Source organism: Nocardioides sp. zg-1230 (genome assembly GCF_013155335.1).
In the GTDB taxonomy this organism is placed as follows: Bacteria; Actinomycetota; Actinomycetes; order Propionibacteriales; family Nocardioidaceae; genus Nocardioides.
In genome coordinates this window covers 42,684-62,679 of sequence record NZ_JABJQZ010000009.1, presented here as the reverse complement: position 1 = coordinate 62,679, position 19,996 = coordinate 42,684, and the positions used below count along the sequence as shown (strand labels likewise).

22 protein-coding genes are annotated in these 19,996 nt (G+C 70.2%); 11 read left to right on the top strand and 11 right to left on the bottom strand.

From position 1 onward, the window contains the following. The 10 genes from HOO61_RS22975 to HOO61_RS22930 all read right to left on the bottom strand — a co-directional run bounded on the left by HOO61_RS22975 (position 1) and on the right by HOO61_RS22930 (position 11,787). Complete coding sequence (locus HOO61_RS22975) at positions 1-477, bottom strand: helix-turn-helix domain-containing protein (protein WP_172262201.1); 477 nt, start codon at positions 475-477, stop codon at positions 1-3. Beyond that, entirely contained in the window at positions 474-1,835 is a 1,362-nt protein-coding gene (locus HOO61_RS22970; protein WP_172262199.1) for a transaminase, read from the bottom strand. The genes HOO61_RS22975 and HOO61_RS22970 overlap by 4 nt, the downstream gene beginning before the upstream one ends. A gap of 10 nt (positions 1,836-1,845) precedes the next feature. Continuing rightward, a complete protein-coding gene (locus tag HOO61_RS22965) occupies positions 1,846-3,300 on the bottom strand; it encodes an NAD-dependent succinate-semialdehyde dehydrogenase (protein WP_172262197.1) in 1,455 nt (484 codons plus the stop codon). Further along, positions 3,300-4,661: a 4-aminobutyrate--2-oxoglutarate transaminase gene (gene gabT, locus HOO61_RS22960; RefSeq protein ID WP_172262195.1), complete on the bottom strand. Its 1,362-nt coding sequence runs from the start codon at positions 4,659-4,661 to the stop codon at positions 3,300-3,302. The genes HOO61_RS22965 and gabT overlap by 1 nt, the downstream gene beginning before the upstream one ends. Next, complete coding sequence (locus HOO61_RS22955; protein WP_367650287.1) at positions 4,658-6,037, bottom strand: saccharopine dehydrogenase family protein; 1,380 nt, start codon at positions 6,035-6,037, stop codon at positions 4,658-4,660. Before HOO61_RS22955 ends, gabT begins: the two co-directional genes overlap by 4 nt. A 35-nt stretch (positions 6,038-6,072) precedes the next feature. Next, positions 6,073-6,954: an ABC transporter permease gene (locus HOO61_RS22950; protein ID WP_172262430.1), complete on the bottom strand. Its 882-nt coding sequence runs from the start codon at positions 6,952-6,954 to the stop codon at positions 6,073-6,075. A gap of 10 nt (positions 6,955-6,964) precedes the next feature. Beyond that, entirely contained in the window at positions 6,965-7,876 is a 912-nt protein-coding gene (locus HOO61_RS22945) for an ABC transporter permease (protein ID WP_172262193.1), read from the bottom strand. A 67-nt stretch (positions 7,877-7,943) separates the two neighbouring features. Continuing rightward, positions 7,944-9,050 carry an ABC transporter ATP-binding protein gene (locus HOO61_RS22940; RefSeq protein WP_172262191.1) on the bottom strand — a complete coding sequence of 369 codons (1,107 nt, stop codon included), beginning with the start codon at positions 9,048-9,050 and terminating at the stop codon, positions 7,944-7,946. A 1-nt stretch (position 9,051) separates the two neighbouring features. Then, positions 9,052-10,227, bottom strand: coding sequence for a PotD/PotF family extracellular solute-binding protein (locus tag HOO61_RS22935; protein ID WP_216659225.1), 1,176 nt, complete (start codon positions 10,225-10,227; stop codon positions 9,052-9,054). A 114-nt stretch (positions 10,228-10,341) separates the two neighbouring features. Next, positions 10,342-11,787 (bottom strand): gamma-aminobutyraldehyde dehydrogenase, encoded by a 1,446-nt coding sequence (locus tag HOO61_RS22930; RefSeq protein ID WP_172262187.1) that lies wholly within the window; start codon positions 11,785-11,787, stop codon positions 10,342-10,344. Positions 11,788-11,982: 195 nt separating this feature from the next. Between HOO61_RS22930 and HOO61_RS22925 the strand changes: the two genes are divergently transcribed. The 3 genes from HOO61_RS22925 (at position 11,983) to HOO61_RS22915 (ending at position 14,618) form a co-directional block, all read left to right on the top strand. Continuing rightward, positions 11,983-12,441, top strand: a complete 459-nt coding sequence (locus tag HOO61_RS22925; protein ID WP_172262185.1) for an Lrp/AsnC family transcriptional regulator — start codon at positions 11,983-11,985, stop codon at positions 12,439-12,441. Continuing rightward, positions 12,438-13,817: an aspartate aminotransferase family protein gene (locus HOO61_RS22920; RefSeq protein ID WP_172262183.1), complete on the top strand. Its 1,380-nt coding sequence runs from the start codon at positions 12,438-12,440 to the stop codon at positions 13,815-13,817. The genes HOO61_RS22925 and HOO61_RS22920 overlap by 4 nt, the downstream gene beginning before the upstream one ends. Before the next feature lie 69 nt (positions 13,818-13,886). After that, on the top strand, positions 13,887-14,618 hold the full coding sequence (locus HOO61_RS22915) for a tRNA (guanosine(46)-N(7))-methyltransferase TrmB (RefSeq protein WP_367650286.1): 732 nt from the start codon (positions 13,887-13,889) through the stop codon (positions 14,616-14,618). Here HOO61_RS22915 and HOO61_RS22910 read toward each other — a convergent pair. Further along, positions 14,594-15,001 carry a hypothetical protein gene (locus tag HOO61_RS22910; RefSeq protein ID WP_172262179.1) on the bottom strand — a complete coding sequence of 136 codons (408 nt, stop codon included), beginning with the start codon at positions 14,999-15,001 and terminating at the stop codon, positions 14,594-14,596. The genes HOO61_RS22915 and HOO61_RS22910 overlap by 25 nt on opposite strands. Positions 15,002-15,437: 436 nt before the next feature. Between HOO61_RS22910 and rpsJ the strand changes: the two genes are divergently transcribed. From rpsJ to rpsC, 8 genes are read left to right on the top strand one after another with little or no spacing between them, the layout of a single operon-like run. After that, positions 15,438-15,746: a 30S ribosomal protein S10 gene (gene rpsJ, locus HOO61_RS22905; RefSeq protein ID WP_008360994.1), complete on the top strand. Its 309-nt coding sequence runs from the start codon at positions 15,438-15,440 to the stop codon at positions 15,744-15,746. Positions 15,747-15,755: 9 nt separating this feature from the next. Beyond that, the gene (gene rplC / locus HOO61_RS22900; RefSeq protein ID WP_172262177.1) at positions 15,756-16,433 is read left to right on the top strand and encodes a 50S ribosomal protein L3; all 678 of its coding nucleotides are present in this window, start codon (positions 15,756-15,758) and stop codon (positions 16,431-16,433) included. A 2-nt stretch (positions 16,434-16,435) separates the two neighbouring features. Beyond that, the gene (rplD, locus tag HOO61_RS22895) at positions 16,436-17,302 is read left to right on the top strand and encodes a 50S ribosomal protein L4 (RefSeq protein WP_172262175.1); all 867 of its coding nucleotides are present in this window, start codon (positions 16,436-16,438) and stop codon (positions 17,300-17,302) included. After that, positions 17,299-17,604, top strand: coding sequence for a 50S ribosomal protein L23 (rplW, locus tag HOO61_RS22890; protein ID WP_056599661.1), 306 nt, complete (start codon positions 17,299-17,301; stop codon positions 17,602-17,604). Before rplD ends, rplW begins: the two co-directional genes overlap by 4 nt. Positions 17,605-17,628: 24 nt before the next feature. After that, the gene (rplB, locus tag HOO61_RS22885) at positions 17,629-18,465 is read left to right on the top strand and encodes a 50S ribosomal protein L2 (protein ID WP_129453376.1); all 837 of its coding nucleotides are present in this window, start codon (positions 17,629-17,631) and stop codon (positions 18,463-18,465) included. Between the two features lie 5 nt (positions 18,466-18,470). Continuing rightward, positions 18,471-18,752, top strand: a complete 282-nt coding sequence (rpsS, locus tag HOO61_RS22880) for a 30S ribosomal protein S19 (protein WP_090969263.1) — start codon at positions 18,471-18,473, stop codon at positions 18,750-18,752. Beyond that, a complete protein-coding gene (rplV, locus tag HOO61_RS22875) occupies positions 18,749-19,192 on the top strand; it encodes a 50S ribosomal protein L22 (RefSeq protein ID WP_172262173.1) in 444 nt (147 codons plus the stop codon). Before rpsS ends, rplV begins: the two co-directional genes overlap by 4 nt. Next, complete coding sequence (gene rpsC, locus HOO61_RS22870; protein WP_172262171.1) at positions 19,192-19,995, top strand: 30S ribosomal protein S3; 804 nt, start codon at positions 19,192-19,194, stop codon at positions 19,993-19,995. The genes rplV and rpsC overlap by 1 nt, the downstream gene beginning before the upstream one ends. Position 19,996 lies beyond the last annotated feature (1 nt).

The window sequence follows — 19,996 nt, the reverse complement described above, 5'->3', positions numbered from 1 at the left end:
CTAGGAAGGACGGGCGCCGTCGTGCTTCTCCTGCGTTGCGGTCCTCCCGGCGTCCCGCCTCTCGACGAGCCCGGCCATGAAGACGTAGCACCCGGGGATGCGCGGGTTGCCCGCCGCTGCGTAGCGCCGCTGGAAGTCGCTCGGGCTCTCGCCGACGATCTCCCGGAACCGCGAGCTGAACGAGCCGAGGCTGCTGTAGCCGACCGCGTGGCACACCTCGGTCACGGTCAGGTTGGCCGCGCGCAGCAGGTCCTGGGCCCGCTCGACGCGTCGCTCGGCGAGGTACGCCGCCGGCGTCACGCCGTACGTCAGCGCGAACGACCGGATGAAGTGGTAGCGGCTCATTCCGGCGAGGTCCGCGAGGCGGTCGAGGTCGAAGGGCTCGGCGAAGTGCCGGTCGATGTGGTCGCGGGTGCGGCGCAGGTGCACCAGCACGTCGCCGGGGACGCGGCGCTGCCCGATCGGGCGGGCGGTCATCCGAGCAGCGCCTCCACGGCGCCCCGGAACGCCGAGGTGTGCGCATCGACGTCGGAGTCGGTGTGCGAGGGCGCGAAGAGCGACATGTTGTGGAAGGGCGCCAGCAGCACCCCGCGGTTGACGGTCCAGAGGTGGAAGAACGCGTCGAGCTCCTCGTCGACGGCCGCCGCGGCCTCCGCGCCGGTGCGTGGCGGTGGGCAGAACCAGTACTCCGCGCGGCAGCCGAGCCGCTGCACGTGCCACGGCAGGTCGTGCTCGGCGATGACGTCGCGGATGCCGTCGGTGAACTGCACCGCCAGGGGGATGGCGACGTCGAAGTCCTCCTGTCGCAGGGCCGTCGACAGCGTGGCCCGCACGGCTGCCATGGCGAGCGCCGAGCCCGACAGGGTGCCGCCGACCCCGGCGACGTCGATGTCGTGACCGAGCATCGGGCCCTCCAGCCGCGCGGCGACCTCGTCGGTCATGCCGTAGGCCGCGACGGGGATGCCGCCGCCGATCGGCTTGCCGATGACCACCAGGTCGGGCTCGAGGCCCCAGGCCGCGGTCGCCCCGCCCGGTCCGGCGCAGATCGTGTGCGTCTCGTCGTTGACGAGCAGCACCCCGTGGCGCCGGGTGACCTCGCGGACCGCCGCGAGGTAGCCGTCGTCGGGCAGCACGATCCCGATGTTGGTGAGGGCCGGCTCCATCAGCAGGCAGGCGACGTCGCCCTCGGCGAGCCGGGCGTCGAGCGCGTCGAGGTCGTTGAACGGGACGACGGCGGTCGTGGTGGCCACGTCGACCTGCGGGCCGAGCGCCCCCGGCCGCGGCACCACCCGGTCGCCGGCACGGCCGTGCTCGAGCACGCCCAGGGTCTCGTCGACCGTGCCGTGGTAGCACCAGTCGATCACCGCGATCCGGGGCCGCGCGGTGAGGTGGCGGGCGAAGCGGAGCACGAAGCGATTGGCGTCGGTGGCCGTCATCGCCATCTGCCAGCGGGGGACACCGAAGCGTCGGCTCAGCTCGCCGGCGACCCAGGCGGCGTCCGTCGAGGGGAGCATCGTGGTGATGCCCCGCTCGGTGCGCTCGCGCACCGCCTCGGCGACGGCCGGCAGGCAGTGACCTGTCATCGACCCGGTGTCGCCCAGGCACAGGTCGACGTAGTCGAGACCGTCGGCGTCGGTGAAGCGACCGCCCCCGGCCGACTCCACGAACAGCGGGAACGCGCCCGGCCAGCGCGTCATCCACGGCATCGGGACGCCGGCGAGGAGGTGCTCGCCGGCCTCGGCAGCGAGCCTCGCCGAGGTCGGGTGGAGGTCGACGAAGCGCTGCTCCTCCTCGGCGTGCAGGGCTGCCAACCGCCGGCGGTCGATGGTGGTCACGGTCGGGGCCTCACAACGCGCTGCCGACGTACTTCGTCTCGAGGTACTCCTCGATGCCCTCGAAGCCGCCCTCGCGGCCGAAGCCGGAGTGCTTCACCCCGCCGAACGGCGCGGCCGGGTTGGACACGATGCCGGTGTTGACGCCGACCATGCCGAACTCCAGCGCCTCGCTCACCCGCAGCACCCGGGCGTGGTCGCGGGTGAAGACGTAGGCGACCAGGCCGTACTCCGTGTCGTTGGCGCGCCGCAGCGCCTCGTCCTCGTCGGCGAAGGTCGAGACGGGGGCGACGGGTCCGAAGATCTCCTCGCGGAACACCCGCGCGTCGGCGGGTACGTCGACCAGCACGGTGGGCGGGTAGAAATGGCCCTCACCCTCGGGGACCTCGCCGCCGACCAGCGCGCGTGCTCCGGCGGAGACCGCCTCGTCGACCAGCTCGTGGACGCCTGCGCGCGCCTTGTCGGTGATCAGCGGACCGACGTCGACGCCGTCCCGGGTGCCGTCGCCGACCGTGAGCGCTCCCATCCGCTCGGCGAATCGGCGGGAGAACTCCTCGGCGACGGACTCGTGCACCAGGAACCGGTTGGCCGACGTGCAGGCCTCGCCGATGTTGCGCATCTTGGCCAGCATGGCGCCGTCGACTGCGGCGTCGAGGTCGGCGTCCTCGAAGACGATGAACGGGGCGTTGCCGCCGAGCTCCATCGACACCCGCAGCAGCTGGTCGGAGGCCTGGGCGACGAGCTTCCTGCCGACCGCCGTGGACCCGGTGAAGGTCAGCTTGCGCAGCCGCGGGTCCTTGATGATCGGCTCGCAGACGCCGCCGGAGTCGGTGGTGGTGACGACGTTGAGCACGCCGGCGGGCAGGCCGACCTCCTCGAGGAGGTCGGCCAGGGCCAGCATCGTCAGCGGCGTCTCGGCGGCGGGCTTGACCACCATGGTGCAGCCGGCGGCGATGGCCGGACCGATCTTGCGCGTCCCCATGGCGAGCGGGAAGTTCCAGGGGGTGATCATCAGCGTCGGGCCGACGGGAGCCTTCATGGTGATCAGCCGGGTGTTGCCGGCGGGCGCGGGGGAGTAACGACCGTGGATCCGGACGGCCTCCTCGGAGAACCACCGGAAGAACTCGGCGCCGTAGGTCACCTCGCCCCTCGCCTCGGTCAGCGTCTTGCCCATCTCGAGGGTCATCAGCCGGGCGAAGTCGTCCGCGCGCTCGGTGAGCAGCTCGAAGGCCTTGCGCAGGATCTCCCCTCGGGCGCGCGGCTCGGTGGTGCGCCACTCCCGCTGGGCGGCGGCAGCGGCGGCCAGGGCACGCTCGCCGTCGGCGGGCGTCGCGTCGGCCACCCGGGTCAGGACGCCGGCGTCGGCCGGGTTGTGCACCTCGAAGGTGCCGCCGCTGGTTGCGTCGACCCACTCGCCGCCGATGAGGAGCCGGGTGGGGACGGTCTCGATCACGGTGTTGTCAGCCATCACCCCACCTTGCCACTGGGGCCGTCGACCGCCTCGTCGAAGGCGGCCTCGAAGATGTCGAGCCCCTCGGCGAGGAGGTCGTCACCGATCGCGAGCGGGGGCAGGAACCGGAACACGTTGCCGAAGGTGCCGCAGGTCAGCGTGACCAGCCCGTTTGCGGAGCAGGCGCGGTGGACGGCGGCGGCGAGCGCCGGATCCGGCGTACGTCCGGGTCCGTCGCTGACCAGCTCGACCGCCAGCATGGCGCCACGACCGCGGATGTCGCCCACCCGGTCGGGGTGTCGCTCGGCGAGCGCGTGCAGCCGGGGCAGGAAGGCGGCCTCGACCTGACGCGCCCGGGCCGGCAGGTCCTCGGCCTCCATGGTCTCGATCGCAGCGAGCGCCGCCGCGCAGGCGACGGGGTTGCCGCCGTAGGTGCCCCCCAGCCCGCCGACGTGGACGGAGTCCATCACCTCGGCACGTCCCGTCACGGCTGCGAGCGGCAGGCCGCCGGCCATGCCCTTGGCGGTGGTGACCAGGTCGGGCACGACGCCCTCGTGGTCGCACGCGAACCAGTCGCCGGTCCGGGCGAAGCCGGTCTGGATCTCGTCGGCGATGAGCAGGATGCCCTGCTCGCGGCACCACTCGGCGACCCGCGGCAGCCAGCCGGGCGGCGGGACGATGAAGCCGCCCTCGCCCTGGATCGGCTCGATGAGCACGGCCGCGCAGTTGTCCTCGCCCACCTGGGTGTGCACGGTGGCGACGAAGGCGTCGAACGCCTCCTCGGCGCACTTCTCCGGACCCCCGGGCCAGCGGAAGGGGTAGGCCATCGGGGCGCGGTAGACCTCGCCGGCGAACGGCCCGAAGCGGTGCTTGTAGGGCATGTTCTTCGCGGTCAGCGCCATCGTCAGGTTGGTGCGACCGTGGTAGGCGTGGTCGAACACCACGATCGCGTCGCGTCCGGTGTGGTGGCGGGCGACCTTCACCGCGTTCTCGACGGCCTCGGCGCCGGAGTTGAAGAGCGCGGAGCGCTTCTCGTCCTTGCCCGGGGTGAGCTCCGCGAGCTTCTCGCAGACCGCGACGTACTCCTCGTAGGGCGTGACCATGAAGCAGGTGTGGGTGAAGTCGGCGACCTGGCGCTGGACCGCCTCGACCACTCGCGGTGCGGCGTTGCCGACCGTCGTGACGGCGATGCCCGAGCCGAAGTCGATGAGCTGGTTGCCGTCGACGTCGCGGAGGATGCCGCCGCCGGCCTGCTCGACGTACACCGGCAGCGTCGTGCCGACGCCGGCCGAGACGGCCGCGACCTTGCGGGCCTGGAGGGCCCGGGACCTCGGCCCCGGGATCTCGGTGGCCAGGATGCGTTCCTGGGAGAGTGTCATGTCAGTCCTTTCGGGGTCCCCGCGGCGTTGTTCGGAGGAGCGGAGCGGGGGAGAAGAACGTCGTGGGGTGTTCGGTCCTTGGTCCGGTCTTCGAGGCCCCACGGGGATCCGTACCCCTCGGGCTTCGGTGCGGCGAGCAGGTCGAGGAACGGCTTCGGCGGCAGTGCCTCCGGGCCGAGCACGCCGGTGCCCGACCAGGTGCCGTCGGCCAGCAGCTCCAGCGCGACCACGGGGTTGATCGCGGTCTGCCAGACCACGCACTGGGCGCCGTAGTCGCGCATCGAGTCGGCGTTGTCGACGACGTGGTAGAGGTACGTCGACCGCGGCGCACCGTCCTTGCCGGTGCCGGTGACGAAGAGACCGGCGCAGGTCTTGCCCTCCATGCGTGGCCCGATGGTTGCGGGGTCCGGCAGGCAGGCGGCCACCACGTCACGGGGCGAGACCTGCACCCCCTTGACCGACACGGGCTCGGTGGAGTCGAGGCCGAGCGTGTGGAGGGTGCGGAGGATGCCGATCATCTCCTCGCCCAGGCCGTACTTGAAGGTGACCCGGTCGGCGTCGACCCAGCGCGGCATCAGGAGCACCTCCTCGTGCTCGACGTGGACGCACTCGACCGGTCCGATCCCGTCGGGGAAGTCGAAGACCTCCGGCTCGGAGAAGGGCGGCAGCGTGAAGAACCCGGACTCCAGGTCGCCGCCGCTTCTCTCCCGCTCCCACACGACGGGCGGGTTGAGGCACTCCTCGATGATCGTCCACATCGAGAACCCCGGCGCGAAGACCTCGTTGCCGTCGTCGTCGCGGATGACCAGGTTGGCGCCGTCGCGAGTGCCGAGCTCGTCGATGTGGTCGAAGAGCTCGTCGGCGGCATAGCGTGCGAACACGTCGGACAGCCCCGGCTCGACACCGATGCCGAGCAGCGCGAGGCGTCCGGCCGCCTCCCACTCCGGGGCCCGCGCGAACTGCTCGTCCCCGAGCTTGACCCCGACCTTCTCGTAGGGGGCGTCCGGGTGGCGCACCGACAGGCTCATGGCCATGTCGAGGTAGTCGGCGTCGGCCGCCAGCGCGCCGGTGAAGATCGGCATCACGAAGCGCGGGTCGACGGCGTTGAAGACGTGGGTGGCGCGCACCTCCCGGGCGAGCGCGGTCACCGCCTGGGCGTCGGAGGCGTCGACCTGCGCGGCGGTGAAGCGTTCCTCGCCCGACGATCCCTGACTGTCTCGGCGTCCGCGCGCCGCGGCGACGGTCCGCTCGGCCCGCTCGAGGTCGTAGTCGGCGACCACCCAGGCCTCGAAGAAGTCGCGCTCCACCGCGATCCGGGCGGCGGCGTCACCGACCCCGCCGGCTCCGACCATCAGCACGCGCATCGGCTCAGGCACTCGTCGTCTCTCCTCGGTTGCAGGGTGGGGTCGGGTCACTTCTTGGGCGTCGAGGCACGCAGCGAGCTCACGACCTGGGCGCCCACGACGAGCAGCACGGCGATCACGAACATCGAGAAGCCGATGACGTTGGCCTCGGCCGGGATGCCGCGCCGGGAGGCGACGTAGACGAACTTGGGGAACGTCGCCTCGTTGCCGGAGACGAAGTTGGTGATGATGAAGTCGTCGAAGGACAGCGAGAACGCGAGCATCGCGGCACCCGCGATGCCGGGCAGGATCAGCGGGAAGGTGACCTTCCAGAAGGTCTGCATCGGGCTGGCGTAGAGGTCCTGCGCCGCCTCCTCGATCCGCGGGTCGAGGGACTGGATGCGGGCCCTGACGGTCACCACCACGAAGCTCAGGCAGAACATGATGTGGGAGAAGACGATCGTCGTGAAGCCGAGGTTGATGCCGATGTTCGCGAAGCCCTGCACGAAGATCGTCAGCAGTGCCGCGCCCATGACGATCTCGGGGGTGGCCATCGGCACGAAGATCAGCAGGTTGCTCGCGGCCTTGCCGCGAAAGCGGTAGCGGACCATGGCCAGCGCCATGAGCGTGCCGAGCACCGTGGCCACGATCGTGGAGATCACGCCGACCTGCAGCGAGGTCACCAGCGACTCGCAGACGCCGGGCACGCCGCAGGGGTCCTGCCAGTGCTCCCAGGTGAAGCCCTGCCACACGATGTTGGTCTTGCCATGGTCGTTGAAGGAGAAGGCGAAGGTGTAGGCGACGGGCAGGAAGAGGTAGAGGAGCACCAGGACGGCCGAGAGGATCGCGAAGTGGTTGGCGAGCCACAGCTGCGCCCGCTTGGCGGTCGAGGGGCGGTAGGCGGGCGAGTGCTCGGTCGTCGGGGACGGCGTCGTCGTCGGCGGGGTCATCGTGGCCACGTCACACCAGCTCCTCGGTGCCGAACCGGCGTACGTAGAGGAAGACCATCACCAAGATGGCGGCCATCAGGGTGAACGACAGCGCTGCCGCGACCGGGTAGCCGCCGGGAACGGCGAGGAACTGGTCGTTGATGACGTTGCCGACCATCTTCCCGCGCTGGGGGCCGAGCAGCTCCATGTTGACGAAGTCGCCGGCCGCCGGGATGAAGGTCAGCAGCGTGCCGGCCAGCACGCCGGGCATCGACATCGGCAGCGTGACGGTGCGGAAGGTGGTGAACCCGTTGGCGTACAGGTCGCCTCCCGCCTCGATCACCCGCGGGTCGGCCCGCTCGAGCGAGGCGTAGATCGGCAACACCATGAAGGGCAGGAAGTTGTAGGTGAGGCCCGCGACCACGGCCACCGGGGTGTTGATGATGCTGCCGCCCGGCAGGAGGTTGAGGAACTCCAGGGTGCCGACCACCCACGCCTCGTCGGCGAGGATCTGCGACCAGGCGAACGTGCGCAGGATGAAGGAGGTGAAGAACGGCGCGATGACGCAGATCAGCATCAGGTTGCGCCAGCGCCCGGCCTTGAACGCCATCGCGTAGGCCAGGGGGTAGGACACGACGAAGGCGAAGAACGTCGCCAGCCCGGCGTAGAGGAAGGACCGCGCGAAGTGCGGCGCGTAGTCGGTCAGCGCGCTGACGTAGTTCTCGAAGTTGAGGTCGCGGTAGTAGTAGCCCGGGAAGCCGGGGTAGCGGCTCTGCAGGCTCACCGAGGCCAGCTGCACCAGGGGGAGCAGGAAGAAGACGCCGAGCCACAGCACGCCCGGCAACAGCAGGAGGTACGCCGTCCAGCTGCGCTTCTTCGTCTCGGGCGCCGGGGGAGCCGGCGTCACCGCCGGGTCGCCGGCCACGTGGGCCAGGGCGCTCATGCGGGGCCCCCGCGGCGTTGTCCGGCGGCGGAGCGCAGCGGGGGAGTCGGGGAACGTCGTGGGGTGTTCATGCGGTGGCCTCCTCCACCGGGACCCCGAACGCGTGGCCGGGGTTCCAGGTCAGCCAGACCTCGTCGCCCGGGCGAAGGTCGAGCGGCTCGACGTCGAGGTTCTGCTCGTAGCAGCTCCACGTGGTGCCGCTGGGCATGTCGACGAGGTAGCTGGTCGCCACCCCCAGGAACGACACGTCGCGCACGACACCCTTGACGTCGTTGCCGACGCCTTCGGGCTGCTTGCGCGAGACCGTCACCTTCTCAGGGCGTACGCCGAACAGCATCTCGCCGTCGTGCACCTGCGAGCGTCCCTCGAGGACCTTCACCTTGGTGCCGAGGACGTCGGCCACGAGGTGGTTGCCGTCGCGGCCCTCGATCCGGCCGACCCCGGTGTTGGCCTGGCCCAGGAAGTTGGCCACGAACTGGGTGCGGGGGAGGTCGTAGAGCTCGGCGGGAGGGCCGAGCTGCTCGATCCTGCCCCTGTTCATCACCGCGACCGTGTCGGCCATGGTCATGGCCTCCTCCTGGTCGTGGGTGACGTGGATGAAGGTCAGGCCCACCTCGGTCTGGATGCGCTTGAGCTCGACCTGCATCTCGCGTCGGAGCTTGAGGTCGAGGGCGCCCAGCGGCTCGTCGAGCAACAGCACCTCCGGGTGGTTGACCAGCGCCCGGGCCAGCGCGACGCGCTGCTGCTGGCCGCCCGAGAGCTGGGCGGGCTTGCGGGCCGCGAAGGGGGTCATCTGCACCAGCTCGAGGGCGTCGTCCGCGTGCTGCGCCGCGTCCTTGACCTTGCGACGCTTCGGCCCGAAGGCGACGTTGTCGCGGATGGTCAGGTGGGGGAAGAGCGCGTAGGACTGGAAGACGGTGTTGACCGGTCGCTCGTAGGGCCGTGACCCGGTGAGGTCGGTGTCGCCGATCCGCACCCGCCCGGCGGTGGGCTGCTCGAGGCCGGCGACCATCCGCAGGGTGGTGGTCTTCCCGCAGCCCGAGGGCCCGAGCAGCGCGAAGAACGAGCCGCGCGGGACGGTCAGGTCGATGTCGTCGACGGCGGTGAAGTCGCCGAAGGTCTTGGTCACGCTCTCGAGCTGGAGGTCGCCTCGCGCCTCGCGGAATCCGGCCATGTCAGTTCCCCATCACCTTCGTGGACCACAGGTCGGCGTACAGGATGTCCTCGTCCGCGTCGAGCACCCGGAACTGCTGGACGTTGTTGTCGGCGATGAAGTCGGCGGTCGGGAAGATCCACGGGCTCTCGGCGAGCTCGGGGTCGATCTTCTCCATCTCGGCCTGGGCGCCCTCGACCGGGCACACGTAGTTGACCCAGGCGGCCACCTGGGCTGCGACGGCAGGGTCGTAGTAGTAGTCCATCAGTCGCTGGGCGTTCCGGCGGTGCGTCGAGGTGATGGGGACCATCAGGTTGTCCGACCACAGCGTGCCGCCCGACTCGGGCAGGGTGAAGGTCCAGTTGGGGTCCTCGGTGTCGTAGGCGAGGACGAAGATGTCACCGCTCCACGTGATGCCCGCCACCGCGTTGCCGCTGGTGAGGTCCTCCATGTAGGAGTTGCCCTTCACCTTGCGGATGTAGCCCTCGTCGATCTTCTGCTCGATGAAGTCGAGCGCCTTCTCGAACTCGGCCTGGCCCCAGTCGCTCTCGATGTCGACGCCCTGGGACTGCATGACCAGGCCGGCCGTGTCGCGGAACTCCGAGAGCACCACGATCCGGCCCTTGAGGTCGTCGGTCCACAGGTCGTCGAGCGACTTCAGCTCGCGACCGACCTTCTCCCTGTTGTAGCCGATGCCCGCGAAGCCGCTCTGCCACGTGATCGAGTTGAGGCGACCGGGGTCGAAGGAGGCGTCCTTGAGCGGCTGCAGGAGGTTGTTGACCACGTTGGGCATCTGGATGAGCTCCAGCGGCTGGACCACCTGGTCGCGGATGAGCCGGGCCGCCATCCAGTCGGTCAGGGTGATGATGTCGCGGTCGATGCTCTGGCCGGCACGCAGCTGGGGGCCGACCTTGGCGTAGTAGGAGTCGTTGTCGTCGATCTCCTCGAAGTAGCTGACGTCGATGCCGCTCTGCTCCCGGAACGCGTCGAGGGTCGGCGACGTCGTCTCCTTGCCGTTCATGTCGAGGTAGGCCGTCCAGTTGGCCCACTTGAGGGTCTTCTCGGTGTCGGAGACGTCGGTGGGGAGGTCGAGGGCAGCGATCCCGCCGGCCGCCGGCGGCTCGGGCGGGGCGCACCCGGTGAGCGCCAGACCGGCGCCGGCTGCGACGCCGGTGCCGAGCAGCGCCCGACGGCTCAACCCGCCTCCTGCTGCCGCCGTCAACGCAGCGGCCGGTGTGGACCGGGGGCGCCGTCGCCTCGGGATGGGTGTCATCAGTGGATCTCCTCCGCGTCGCTGCTCAGCTCTCGCCGTCTAGATTTCGATGTTCGCCATGACGTGCTTGATGCGCGTGTAGTCCTCGAAGCCGTACATCGAGAGGTCCTTGCCGTAGCCGGACTTCTTGTAGCCGCCGTGCGGCATCTCCGCGACGAGCGGGATGTGGGTGTTGATCCACACGCACCCGAAGTCCAGCGCCTTCGACATCCGCATCGCCCGGCCGAAGTCCTTGGTCCACACCGACGACGCGAGGCCGTAGTCGACGCCGTTGGCCCAGCGGACCGCCTCCTCCTCGTCGGTGAAGCGCTGCACCGTGATGACGGGGCCGAAGATCTCGTTCTGGATCGCCTCGTCGTCCTGCCGCAGCCCCGAGAGGACGGTCGGCTCGAGGAAGTAGCCCTCGCCCAGGTCCGTACGACGGTTGCCGCCGGCGGACACGGTGGCGTGGGCCGGCAGGTTCTCGATGAACCCGCTCACCCGGGCCAGCTGGGTCGCGTTGTTGACGGGGCCGAAGAGCGCGTCCTCGTCGTCAGGAAGGCCCACCGGGGCCGACCCCTTCGCGTAGTCGGCGAGCGCGGCCACGAAGTCGTCGTGGATGCCGGGGGCGACGAGGACGCGCGTGGCCGCGGTGCAGTCCTGACCGGCGTTGAAGTAGCCGGCGATCGCGATCCCCTCGACCGCGGCCTCGATGTCGGCGTCGTCGAAGACCACGACCGGAGCCTTGCCGCCCAGCTCGAGGTGCACCCGCTTGACCTGGTGGGCGGCGCTCGCCGCGACCTCGGCCCCGGCCCGGACGGACCCCGTGATCGCGACCAGCCCCGGCGTCGGGTGCTCGACGAGCAGGCGCCCGGTCTCGCGGTCGCCGGTCACCACGTTGAGCGTGCCGGCGGGCAGGTGCTCCGCGGCGAGCTCGGCCAGCCGCAGGGTGCTCTCCGGCGTGGTGTCGCTCGGCTTGAGGACGACGGTGTTGCCGGCCGCGAGGGCCGGGCCGATCTTCCACACGGCCATGAGGAGGGGGTAGTTCCACGGCGTGACCTGGCCGACGACGCCGATGGGCTCGCGCCGGATCCACGACGTGTGACCGGCCATGTACTCGCCGGCCGCCTTGCCCTCCAGCACCCGTGCCGCGCCGGCGAAGAAGCGCAGCTGGTCCACCATCGGGGGGATCTCCTCGCTCGCGGTGAGCGACTTGATCTTGCCGGTGTTGGCCGACTCGAGGGCGATCAGCTCCTCGGCGTGCGACTCGATGGCTTCGGCGATCCCCAGGAGGGCCTGCTGCCGCTCCGACGGCGTCGTACGCCCCCACTCCTCGAAAGCCCGGCCGGCCGCCTCGTAGGCCGCGTCGACCTCCTCCGCCCCGCTGACGGGCGCCTGGGCGACCACCTGGCCGGTCGTCGGGTCGACGACGTCGCTGGTAGCGCCGGCGCCGCCGTCGACGTACGTGCCACCGATGAAGTTGCGCAGCGTGCGTGGGCTGGTCACGGGGGTCCTCCCGGTCGGGTGCAGTGAGGGGAGAGTAGGACGGGTGGGGCGCCGATCGCCATACTTGTTGCCGAAGATTGTGCGGGAATCGCAGAATTAACAGCCGTGAAATGCGGATTCCACGCTAGATGACTTGCGAACCGTCGGTTCGGGCACCACCATGGGCGCCATGAGCAAGCGTTGCGGGGTGAGGACGTGACCGAGGGAGCCGTGCGGCTCGACGCGACCGCCAAGCGCATCATCGAGCTGCTCCAGGAGGATGGCCGGATCTCCTACGCCGCCATCGCGAAGGCGGTCGGCCTGTCCGAGGCCGCGGCTCGCGCGCGGGTCCAGAAGCTGCTCGACTCCGAGGTGATGCAGGTCGTGGCGGTCACCGACCCGACCCAGGTCGGGTTCACGCGCCAGGCCATGATCGGTGTCCGCACGGAGGGCGACCCGATGAAGGTGGGCGACCGCCTGGCGCAGCTGCGCGAGGTCGACTACGTGGTCACCACCGCCGGCAGCTTCGACCTCCTCGTCGAGGTGGTGTGCGAGGACGACCCGCACCTGCTCGACGTCATCCGTCAGGTCCGAGAGCTCGAGGGCGTCGTCTCCTCGGAGACCTTCGTCTACCTCAAGCTCAACAAGCAGCACTACAACTGGGGTACCCGATGAGCATCGACCAGTCGTTCGACTACCAGGCCGCCGGCCGCGACCACCTCTGGTTGCACTTCACCCGGCACTCGACCTACGAGAACGGCGGCGAGATGCCGCTGATCGTGCGGGGCGAGGGCCACAAGATCTGGGACAGCCACGGCCGCGAGTACATCGACGGCCTCGCCGGCCTCTTCGTCGTCCAGGTGGGCCACGGCCGCGAGGAGCTGGCCGAGGCCGCTGCGCGGCAGGCCAAGGAGCTGGCGTTCTTCCCGCTGTGGTCCTTCGCGCACCCGCGTGCCGTCGAGCTGGCCGACCGGGTCGCCGCGATGGCCCCCGGAGACCTCAACCGCGTCTTCTTCACCACCGGTGGCGGTGAGGCGGTCGAGTCGGCGTGGAAGCTCGCCAAGCAGTACTACAAGCTCACCGGCAGGCCCAACAAGCACAAGGTGATCTCCCGCGCGGTCGCCTACCACGGCACCCCGCAGGGCGCGCTGTCCATCACGGGCATCCCGCCGCTGAAGGAGATGTTCGAGCCGCTCGTCCCGGGTGCCCACAAGGTGCCCAACACCAACTTCTACCGGCGACCGGAGTACGTCGGCGACGACGAGAAGGCGTTCGGCCGCTGGGCCGCCGACCGGATCGCCGAGGCGATCGAGTTCGAGGGCCCGGACACCGTTGCCGCCGTGTTCCTCGAGCCGGTGCAGAACGCCGGCGGCTGCTTCCCGCCGCCGCCCGGCTACTTCGAGCGGGTCCGCGAGATCTGCGACGAGTACGACGTCCTGCTCGTCTCCGACGAGGTCATCTGCGCGTTCGGCCGGGTGGGGGAGATGTTCGGTGCGGCCGAGTTCGGCTACCAGCCCGACATCATCACCTGCGCCAAGGGCATGACCTCGGGCTACTCGCCGATCGGGGCGATGATCGCCAGCGACCGCCTGTTCGAGCCGTTCAAGAGCGGTACGACGGCCTACGCGCACGGCTACACCTTCGGCGGCCACCCCGTCTCGTCGGCGGTGGCGATGGCCAACCTCGACATCTTCGAGCGCGAGGGCCTCACCGACCACGTCCAGCAGAACGCCCCCGCGTTCCGGGCGACCCTGGAGAAGCTGCTCGACATCCCGATCGTCGGCGACGTGCGCGGGCACGGCTACTTCTACGGCATCGAGCTGGTCAAGGACCGCGAGACCAAGGAGACGTTCGACGACGCCGAGTCCGAGCGGCTGCTGCGCGGCTACCTCTCCGGCGCGCTGTGGGAGGCCGGCCTCTACTGCCGCGCCGACGACCGCGGCGACCCGGTCATCCAGCTCGCCCCGCCGCTCATCATCGGCCAGCCCGAGTTCGACGACATCGAGCAGCGGCTGCGCTCGGTGCTCACCGGAGCACTCGAGCACCTCTGACCCGTGGGTCCCAGGACCCCGCCCGCGCTGATGTGCGTCCGAGGCGGGGGAGCGGGGAGGATGGGCCCCGTGAACGACGTCGTACGCCCCGCCCGCCCGCACCACAAGCTGACCGCGGACGGGCGCCGCATGCGCGAGGTGCTCACCTACTCGCGTCGGGGCAGCCGGTTCACGCCGCGGCAGGCCGAGTCGTGGGCCGCCCACCACGCCGACTGGGTGATCCCCGAGGAGGCCGTCGACCGGCCCGGGTTCTCGCTCGCGGAGTGGTTCGGTCGCGAGGCGCCCCTCATCGTCGAGATCGGACCCGGCATCGGTGAGGCCACCTCGGTGCTCGCCGCCGCGCGTCCCGACCACAACGTGCTCGCCCTCGAGGTGTGGCTCCCCGGTATCGCCGACTCGCTTTGGCGTGTCGCGGAGGCCGGCGCCGACAACGTGCGCTTCTGCTCCGTCGACGCCGTCTGGACCCTCGAGAACCTCCTCGGTCCCGCCAGCCTCACCGAGCTGTGGACCTTCTTCCCCGACCCGTGGCGCAAGACCAAGCACCGCAAGCGCCGGCTGGTCAACCCGGCAAACGCCGCGCTCGCCTCGTCGCGACTGGTGCCCGGTGGTGCGTGGCGCCTGGCCACCGACTGGGCCGACTACGCCGACCAGATGCGCGAGGTCCTCGACGCGGAGCCGACCCTCGAGGGCGGCCGCGTCGAGCGGTGGGACGAGCGGCCGGTCACCCGCTTCGAGCGGAAGGGCCGTGACGTCGGCCGCGACATCGCCGACTTCTGCTACAGACGGTCCGACCGGGGCTGATCGAACACCAGCCCGGCTCCCCGCAGCAGGTGCTCGAGCCGCAGGCGCTCCGCGTCGCGGTCGGCGCCCTCGCGCATGCCGGTCAGCAGGTCGGGCACCCCGAGTGCTTGTGCCGCCAGCGCCAGCAGGTCGTCGTACGCCGCCACGGTGCCGCGCCGACGTGCCATCGGCGTGCCCGGTGCGGGGGCCAGCACCTCGCGACGCACCCGCCGGAGGGCGGCTGCGAGCTCCTCGATCGACGGGGTCGACGGTGCCGCCGGGGGAGGGGCGACGCGGGTGCGGACGCGCCGCACCAGCCTGCCGAGCTCTGCCTGGTAGAGGACGGTGCCGACCGCTGCACCCAGCATCAGGGTGCAGAGGATCAGCGCGACCGGGCCGGCCATCCGTCGACGGTAGGTCCGCCCCGGGGAGGGGACAAGAGGCCTTCGGCCCGGGCCGTCGACCGCCCCGTCGCGTGCGATTTGGCGTGGGGCTGCCGCGTCTGCCAAGATGTTCCGGTTGCTCCGGCGGGTCGCCGGGGTGCGGCACACACCTTGACTTCTGAATCGCGTCTCCTTGATCGAGCCAGTCGTCCTGCGTGCACCGCACCGGATCACCACGGTGATCGGAGACCCGACCAGATCCGCCGACCGGCGGGTGCCACCCAGAGAAACACCGACCCTCCCGGGGTCGTGTCACGAGGCCCAGCTTTTCAGTGGGGAGCGCGACACGCCCGACCGCGGGGGTCGGAGGGTGGAGGAGAGACAGGCGGCGCCAGCCCACCAGGGGCCGGGAGCCGAAACCAGACCAGGCGTACGAGATCGAAGAGGACACGGACCTATGGCGGGACAGAAGATCCGCATCAGGCTCAAGGCCTATGACCACGAGGTGATCGACACCTCGGCGCGGAAGATCGTGGACACCGTCACCCGTACGGGTGCGAAGGTCGCCGGCCCTGTGCCGCTGCCGACCGAGAAGAACGTGTACTGCGTCATCCGCTCGCCCCACAAGTACAAGGACTCCCGCGAGCACTTCGAGATGCGCACCCACAAGCGCCTGATCGACATCATCGACCCGACGCCGAAGACCGTCGACTCGCTGATGCGTCTCGACCTGCCTGCCGGTGTCGACATCGAGATCAAGCTCTGAGGCGACGACATGGCTAAGACTTTCGAACGCAACGTGAAGGGGCTGCTGGGCACCAAGCTCGGCATGACCCAGCTCTGGGACGAGAACAACAAGGTCGTCCCCGTCACCGTGATCGCGGCCGCGACCAACGTCGTGACCCAGGTCCGCCAGCCCGAGGTGGACGGCTACAACGCCATCCAGGTCGGTTTCGGCGAGATCGAGGCCCGCAAGGTCAACTCGCCCGAGGCCGGTCACTTCACCAAGGCCGGCGTCACGCCGCGTCGTCACGTCGCGGAGATCCGCACGGCCGACGCCGCGAGCTACACCGTGGGCCAGGAGCTGACCGTCGAGACCTTCGCCGCCGGCGAGGAGATCGACGTCACCGGCACCAGCAAGGGCAAGGGCTTCGCCGGCACGATGAAGCGTCACGGCTTCTCCGGCGTCTCCGCCTCGCACGGTGCGCACCGCAACCACCGCAAGCCGGGCTCCATCGGCGCCTGCGCCACCCCGGGCCGCGTGTTCAAGGGCACCCGCATGTCGGGCCGCATGGGCAACGACACGGTGACCACCCAGAACCTGACGGTGCACGCCGTCGACGCCGACAAGGGCCTGATCCTCGTCAAGGGTGCCGTTCCCGGCCCCAAGAACGGTCTAGTCGTCCTTCGCTCGGCCGCCAAGAACTCCGCCGCTACTGGCAAGGAGGCCTGAGCATGGCTGTCAAGACCGTCAAGGTCGACCTCCCCGCCGAGATCTTCGGTGTCGAGGTCAACATCCCCCTGATCCACCAGGTCGTCGTGGCCCAGCAGGCCGCTGCGCGTCAGGGCACGCACGCCACCAAGACCCGCGGCGAGGTCCGCGGCGGTGGCCGCAAGCCCTACAAGCAGAAGGGCACCGGCCGCGCCCGTCAGGGCTCGACCCGCGCTCCGCAGTTCGCCGGCGGTGGCACCGTCCACGGCCCGCAGCCGCGCAGCTACGACCAGCGCACCCCCAAGAAGATGAAGGCCGCCGCCCTGCGCGGTGCCCTCTCCGACCGGGCCCGCAACGACCGCGTCCACGTGGTCGACGGCCTGGTGTCGGGCGACAAGCCCTCCACCAAGGCCGCGCTCGCGGCGCTGACCTCGCTGACCGACCGCGTGGGCTACCTCGTGGTGCTCGAGCGCTCCGACGCCCTCACCTGGCTCTCGCTGCGCAACGCGCCCGAGGTCCACATCGTCGCCGTCGACCAGCTCAACACCTACGACGTGCTGGCCGCTGACGACGTGGTCTTCACCAAGGGTGCCTACGACGTCTTCGTCGGCGCCGCTGCTGCCCCGGCCGCCAAGGCCGAGACGGCCGAGAAGCCCGCCGCGACCGAGCAGGCCACCGACGAGCCGGTCCTCCCGGCCGGTGCGAAGGCCCCGCTCAAGAGTGGCAAGAACCCGAAGGGCTACGAGGTCCAGGGCCTCGAGTCCGGCACCTACCTCGTCGAGGGCGACGCCGCCTACGACGTCGCGGGTGGCGACTTCTGGTTCAAGTCCGCCGAGGACGCCGAGGCCGCCGGTCTGACCCGCGCCGACGAGAAGGAGAGCGACAAGTGAGCACCCTGCACAAGGACCACCGCGACGTCCTGATCGCCCCGGTCGTGTCGGAGAAGAGCTACGGCCTGCTCGACGCCAACAAGTACACCTTCATCGTCCACCCGGACGCCAACAAGACCGAGATCAAGATCGCGGTCGAGAAGGTCTTCGACGTCAAGGTCACCTCGGTCAACACGATCAACCGCCAGGGCAAGACGCGTCGCACCCGCTACGGCATGGGCAAGCGCCCCAACACCAAGCGCGCGATCGTCAGCCTCGCCGAGGGTCACCGCATCGACATCTTCGGAGGTCCGGTCTCCTGACCGGGCTCCTGACTAGGAACTGATATGGCTATCCGCAAGTACAAGCCGACCACCCCGGGCCGTCGTGGTTCGTCGGTGGCCGACTTCGTCGAGATCACCCGGTCCACGCCCGAGAAGTCGCTGACGCGCCCGCTGCCGAAGAACGGCGGCCGCAACAACCAGGGCCGCATCACCACCCGGCACAAGGGTGGCGGTCACAAGCGCGCCTACCGCATCATCGACTTCCGTCGCTACGACAAGGACGGCGTCCCGGCGAAGGTCGCTCACATCGAGTACGACCCCAACCGCACCGCGCGCATCGCGCTGCTGCACTACGCCGACGGCGAGAAGCGCTACATCGTCGCGCCCAAGGGTCTGACCCAGGGCACCGCGGTGGAGTCCGGCCCCAACGCCGACATCAAGCCCGGCAACAACCTGCCGCTGCGCAACATCCCGGTCGGCACGACCATCCACTGCGTGGAGCTGCGACCGGGCGGCGGCGCGAAGATCGCCCGCTCGGCCGGCAACTCCGCCCAGCTGGTCGCCCGCGAGGGAAGCCGCGCCACGCTGCGCATGCCCTCCGGCGAGATGCGCTTCGTCGACGTGCGCTGCCGCGCCACGATCGGCGAGGTCGGCAACGCCGAGCAGTCCAACATCAACTGGGGCAAGGCCGGCCGCATGCGGTGGAAGGGCGTCCGCCCGACCGTCCGCGGTGTCGTCATGAACCCGGTGGACCACCCGCACGGTGGTGGTGAGGGCAAGACGTCCGGTGGTCGCCACCCCGTCTCCCCCTGGGGCAAGCCCGAGGGCCGCACGCGCAAGCGCAAGGCCAGCGACTCCCAGATCATCCGTCGTCGCAAGTCCGGCAAGGGTAGGAAGTAACCGACATGCCTCGCAGCCTCAAGAAGGGCCCCTTCGTCGACGACCACCTTCAGAAGAAGGTGGACGCCGAGAACGAGAAGGGCAGCCACAACGTCATCAAGACCTGGTCGCGCCGGTCGATGATCGTGCCCGACATGATCGGTCACACCATCGCCGTGCACGACGGTCGCAAGCACGTCCCGGTCTTCGTGACCGACTCCATGGTCGGCCACAAGCTCGGGGAGTTCGCCCCCACCCGCACCTACCGCGGGCACGTCAAGGAAGACCGGAAGGGACGCCGTCGATGAGCACCACCGAGCGCAGCCGCACCAGTGCGCGCCGCAGCACGCTGCTCGGCGACCAGCCGGGCGCGTACGCCAGCGCACGCTACGTGCGGATCACCCCGATGAAGGCCCGCCGTGTCGTCGACATGGTCCGCGGCCTCCAGGTCGACGAGGCCCTGACCCTGCTGCAGTTCGCGCCGCAGGCCGCCTCCGAGACCGTCTACAAGGTGCTGGAGAGCGCGATCGCCAACGCTGAGACCACCGAGGGCCTCAACCGGGCCGACCTCGTGCTCTCCGTCGCCATGGTCGACGAGGGCCCGACGATGAAGCGATGGCGTCCGCGTGCCCAGGGCCGTGCGACGCGCATCAACAAGCGCACCAGCCACATCACCCTCGCGGTGCAGCCGGCCGACGTGCTGGCCACGAAGAACGGCCGCGCCAACAAGAACGGAAGGGGTGCCTGATGGGTCAGAAGATCAACCCGAACGGCTTCCGCCTGGGCATCTCCACCGACCACAAGAGCCGTTGGTACGCCGACAAGCTCTACAAGTCCTACGTCGGTGAGGACGTCGCCATCCGCAAGCTGCTCTCCAAGGGCATGGAGCGGGCGGGCATCTCCAAGGTCGAGATCGAGCGCACCCGTGACCGCGTGCGGGTGGACATCCACACCGCCCGCCCGGGCATCGTCATCGGTCGCCGCGGCGCCGAGGCTGACCGCATCCGCGGTGAGCTCGAGAAGCTCACCGGCAAGCAGGTGCAGCTCAACATCCTCGAGGTCAAGCAGCCCGAGATCGACGCGCAGCTGGTCGCCCAGGGAGTTGCCGAGCAGCTCGCCGGTCGCGTGCAGTTCCGCCGCGCGATGCGCAAGGCCATGCAGACCTCGATGCGCTCCGGTGCCAAGGGCATCCGGATCCAGTGCTCGGGTCGCCTCAACGGTGCCGAGATGTCGCGCACGGAGTTCTACCGCGAGGGCCGCGTGCCCCTGCACACGCTCCGCGCCGACATCGACTACGGCTTCTACGAGGCCAAGACCACCTTCGGTCGCATCGGCGTGAAGGTCTGGATCTACAAGGGCGAGGTCGCCGGCACCCGTGCCGAGCGCCAGGCCCAGCAGGCCGCGCGCGCCGGTGCCCCCGGTCGCGGCGGTCGTCCCAACACCCGTGGCGGCGAGCGCCCGAGCCGTGGCTCGCGCGGCGACCGCGCACCTCGCGCCGAGTCCAGCGAGGCTCCGGCCGAGGCTGCACCGAGCGCAGGAACGGAGGCCTGAG